We start from the raw sequence: 4,614 nt of genomic DNA on the forward strand, positions 1-4,614 counted from the left end.
ACTATGACCGAAAAACCCAGAGTGTGCTCCGGATAGACTAAAAAGTGTTACCTATGTTCCCGGTCTGATCTGTCACCTATGTATCCGGTCATACAATGAGGTCCCCGGGGTTAAGGATGTACTCTCTGTCAAAACACACGCAGCAGGTCTGGCCCTCCACAATCGCGCCGATGGAGAGCTGAGGGTGACTATGGCGTTTGTACGCCTGAGTACTCTGCCAGGTGCTGCGCAGCTCAAGGCCTGAGGCGCGGTGAAAAGTCTGGCGGACGTGTCGGGTATCGGTCATGGGCGCTCCTTCTGAAAGTTTTTATACCACGTCAGCGAACCGTCTGGCAGCGCTTCATTAAGAACCTTCCGGATATACCCAACTTTACGTCCACGGCCAGTCATGTTGACTACCCTTAATACCCTAAGCGGTAAAACAAGGAGATTCGACATGGCTTATCAGACAGTAAATCCTGCCACTAACCAGCTCATCAAAGAATACCCCTCGCATACCGACGCGGATATCGAAGCGGCGCTCAAGGCGGCCGATGCGCTTTATCATTCGGACTGGGCGAAAGGCGACATCAGCCAGCGTCTGCCGGTGCTGCATAAGCTCGCCGACCTGATCGACGAGCGCGCGGAGGATCTGGCGAAAATCGCCAGCCAGGAGATGGGTAAGCTCATCGAACAGAGCCGCGGCGAGGTAAAGCTGTGCGCGCAGATCGCCCGCTACTACGCCGACAACGCGCAGCGGTTCCTGGCCCCGGTGAAGTATCCGTCTGAGCTCGGGGAAGCGTGGGTTGAGCATCACCCCATCGGCGTGCTGATGGCCGTTGAGCCGTGGAACTTTCCGTACTACCAGCTGATGCGCGTTCTGGCGCCCAACCTGGCGGCGGGCAACCCGGTGATCGCCAAGCATGCCAGCATCGTGCCGCACTGCGCCGAGACCTTTGCCCATCTGGTGCGCGAGGCGGGCGCGCCGGAAGGGGCGTGGACCAACCTGTTTATCTCGTCCGAGCAGGTGGCAAACATCATAGCCGACGATCGCGTGCAGGGCGCTGCGCTAACTGGCTCCGAAAAGGCGGGCAGCGCGGTGGCTGCGCAGGCGGCGAAGCACATCAAGAAATCCACGCTGGAGCTGGGCGGTAACGATGTGTTCGTGGTGCTGGACGATGCAGACCTTGAGAGGGCCGTGAAAATTGGCGTGAATGCGCGACTCAATAACGCCGGGCAGGTCTGCACCGCGGCGAAGCGCTTTATTCTGCATGAAAAGATTGCGGATGCCTTCCTGAGTAAATTCACCGAGGCGTTTAAGCAGGTGAAGATTGGCGATCCGCTGGACGAAAGCACCACGCTGGGGCCGCTGTCGTCTAAAGATGCCCTGGAAACGCTGACCAAACAGGTTAACGAGGCGGTGAAAAACGGTGCGACGCTGCACTATGGCGGCAAACCGGTACAGCGCGACGGGAGTTTCTTCGAACCGACGATCCTGACGCATATCTCCCGCGATAACCCGGCGTACTTCGAGGAGTTCTTCGGCCCGGTAGCGCAGATTTACGTCGTGAAAAGCGACGACGAGGCGGTCGCGCTGGCGAACGACTCCCACTACGGCCTGGGCGGGGCGGTATTTAGTCAGAATATCGAGCGCGCGAAGAAAATGGCGTCACGGATTGAGACAGGGATGGTGTACATCAACTGGCTCACCGATACTGCGCCAGAGCTGCCGTTCGGCGGCGTGAAGCGCTCCGGCTACGGGCGCGAGCTGTCGGACCTGGGGATCAAAGAGTTTGTGAACCAGAAGCTGGTGGTGGTGCGTAAGTAAGAGATAATCAAAAACCTGCCAACCGGCAGGTTTTTTTAAAGGAGATTATTGCACTTCGATCTTGTCCCAGCCGCTTTTGAACATGCAGCTGTCGACTAACGTATCCCGGCGATATTCGTTCGCGTCTTCGACCGTGTAGCTCGTGGAAATATCCTTTTTCTTGTTCTTTTTGTCCGTTTTTTCCGAGCTCGAACCGGTTACTACGTTATCCGGGGGCAGATCGATCAGGGCCTGCGCTTCGCATTCCGTGAGCTTTTTATTCATGTCAGCGTCGCTGGCGCCCGGTTTCACCCATTTGTACTGGACGCAGCCGGTGAGCATCAGCGTGAGGCTCAGAACGCAAAGCGCGGTAATGCGGTGTTTCATCAGAAGGTCACTCCACCGCCTACATATGCGCCGTCAATCAGCGTGTGGCCAGGACGACCGTCTTTGCCATCCACGCTCACGTGGCGGTAACCCACTTTCAGTGTCACTGGCGTAATCGGCGTCCAGCTTACTCCGCCGTTGGCTTCCACGTAGTTTTTCACGCTGTTGTTCAGCCCTTCTGGTGCCACATAGCCTTCACCGTACACGTGGATGCTGTCGGTCAACGCAACGTTTACGCCGCCGCCAATCGGGAACGCCACGCCGTTATCGCCTTTTTTCGGGCCGAGGTAGATCGCCTTCGCGCCCGCATTCAGCATCACCGGGCCCACTTCCAGGTTGTAGCCTGCGCCCACGCCGCCGGTCTGGGTACCGTCGTCGGTGTTTTTGAGCCAGTTACTTTCAAGATAAACACCGGATGAGGATTTACCCATTTCCAGATTGAGGTTGGTAAAGTTTTTACCCTGCTCAACGGTGCCGCCCATCGCCAGTGCGGAACCCGATACGGCAGCCAGAGCAGAAAGAAGAAGGATATTCAGTTTTTTCATGTTTTATGCCTCGTCATTAAATTCATCTGGGCGCACCTTAACAAGCGATGTTTATGACTGCAAATGTGATATAAATCGCGGTTTTATACTGATATTGTTAAGTTTTTTATTGCAATTGTTGCATTGGTGTTTGATTGTCGGGGTGTCAACAGGGGATGTTTTTGGCGTTTAGGAACCGTTTAGTTTTTTGACTAAACATAAACTGAACGAGGCGGGGATAGTGATTTGAGATGAATTAATTGGGTTTCTAATAATTTCCGAAAATGTTTCACCTGTCACACAAAACAACAAAGCCTTACATTTCGAGTGGTGAATATACGTTCAATCGCGCAGGTCGGTTTCCTTTTCATGTCATTTTTCTGACACGTTTATTCTTTACGTTGTTGGCTTCACTAACTGGATGCTAACAATATGAAAAGAAAAATTATTCCTGTGCTAATCGGTTGTGCGCTCTCTTTCTCTGGCCTGGCGGCGCAGCCTACTGCTGAGCGCTATGTCGTCAGCTTCCCTGAAGACTCCCACGTGAGCTACAGCGGCGCGTTTGCCAGCGCGTTTCCGAACGGACTGCCCGTGGGAATCGGTTCTGGCCTGCTGTTTACGGGTAAGCAGGGCGACACCCTGACCTTTGCGACCGTGACCGATCGCGGTCCAAACGCCGATGCGCCAAAAATGGGTAAAAACGAAGCCAAAATATTTGTCACGCCAGATTTCGCGCCGCTGCTGATGACCATCCGCGTTCAGAAAGGCAAAGCGGAGGCTGTTGATGCCCGCCCGCTGCATGATGATAAAGGCGAGATTAACGGTCTGCCGCTGCAAAGCGGCGTGATTGGCTCCACCAATGAGGTCGCGTTCAGCGATACCCTCAACATCCTGAAGGGTGACAACCGTGGCCTGGACACGGAAGGCATCACGCCGGACGGGAAAGGCGGCTACTGGCTGTGCGACGAGTATGGCCCGTTCCTGATTAACGTCGACAGCAAAGGGAAGATCCTGGCAATCCACGGGCCGCATGCCGCGGAAGGGGAGAAATCCATCGCGGGCGGTCTGCCAAACATCATCAAATGGCGCCAGGCTAACCGTGGCTTTGAAGGCCTGACCCGAATGCCGGACGGGCGGATTATCGCCGCCGTGCAAAGCACGCTGGATATCGACGGTAAGAGCAAAAAGCAGGCGCTGTTTACGCGTCTGGTGAGCTTCGACCCGGCGACCGGGAAAACCGCGATGTACGGTTACCCAATCGACAGCGCGGCCTACGGTAAAAACAGCGATGCCAAAATCGGCGACATTGTGGCGCTCGATGACCAGCACATCCTGCTGATTGAGCAGGGAAGCGATAAAAACGACGGCATGCGTAACCTGATTTACAAGGTGGATCTCAGCAAGGCGAGCGACCTTTCCGCCTTTGACAAGCCGGGTGAGTACCCGGAGTTTGATGATGAGAAAACCCTGGCGCAGCGCGGCATAACGCTTGCGGCTAAAACGCAGGTTGTCGATCTCCGCGCGCTGGGCTGGCAGCAGGAGAAGGCCGAAGGGCTGGCGCTAATTGACAGCAAAACGCTTGCGGTGGCGAACGATAACGACTTTGGCGTGAAGGTGGCGATGCAAAACCCGGTCGAGGGCAAGAAGCTCAAGGATTATCGGGTGAACGCGGAAGGCAAGCTGACTCTGGATGATAAACCGGTTGAAACCACGCTCAGCGTGAAGCCGCTGAAGAAGCCGGAGTCGGACAGCGAGTTGTGGATTATAACGCTGCCGGAAGCGGTGAAATAAGTTTACCCCCCACCCTAACCCTCTCCCCATATGGGTGTACGGTCCGGGGACATAGTGAACACTTGTTCGGGGACATGGTAGACACTTACAACTAAGGCATAAGAACCCGTTTATGGAGTCGCTTAT

Annotated in this window: 4 protein-coding genes and 1 pseudogene; 2 read left to right on the forward strand and 3 right to left on the reverse strand. The window is 55.3% G+C overall.

Translation table 11 applies throughout. The features are described from left to right. Nucleotides 1-91: 91 nt before the first annotated feature. Nucleotides 92-286 (reverse strand): annotated as a pseudogene (locus KIF87_RS22930) (AraC family ligand binding domain-containing protein); the annotation flags it as partial. A 150-nt stretch (nucleotides 287-436) separates the two neighbouring features. Between KIF87_RS22930 and KIF87_RS22935 the strand changes: the two are divergent. After that, the gene (locus tag KIF87_RS22935) at nucleotides 437-1,807 is read left to right on the forward strand and encodes an NAD-dependent succinate-semialdehyde dehydrogenase (RefSeq protein WP_213330828.1); all 1,371 of its coding nucleotides are present in this window, start codon (nucleotides 437-439) and stop codon (nucleotides 1,805-1,807) included. 45 nt (nucleotides 1,808-1,852) lie between these two features. Here the strand turns inward: KIF87_RS22935 and KIF87_RS22940 are convergent, their stop codons facing one another. Both KIF87_RS22940 and KIF87_RS22945 read right to left on the reverse strand, forming a co-directional pair. Further along, entirely contained in the window at nucleotides 1,853-2,173 is a 321-nt protein-coding gene (locus tag KIF87_RS22940) for a hypothetical protein (RefSeq protein WP_213330830.1), read from the reverse strand. Next, entirely contained in the window at nucleotides 2,173-2,718 is a 546-nt protein-coding gene (locus KIF87_RS22945) for a YfaZ family outer membrane protein (RefSeq protein WP_025757432.1), read from the reverse strand. The genes KIF87_RS22940 and KIF87_RS22945 overlap by 1 nt, the downstream gene beginning before the upstream one ends. A 411-nt stretch (nucleotides 2,719-3,129) precedes the next feature. Between KIF87_RS22945 and KIF87_RS22950 the strand changes: the two genes are divergently transcribed. Then, entirely contained in the window at nucleotides 3,130-4,488 is a 1,359-nt protein-coding gene (locus tag KIF87_RS22950) for an esterase-like activity of phytase family protein (RefSeq protein ID WP_213330832.1), read from the forward strand. Nucleotides 4,489-4,614 lie beyond the last annotated feature (126 nt).

The sequence above is a fragment of the Enterobacter sp. 120016 genome (genome assembly GCF_018383635.1).
Taxonomy (GTDB): Bacteria; Pseudomonadota; Gammaproteobacteria; order Enterobacterales; family Enterobacteriaceae; genus Enterobacter; species Enterobacter asburiae_D.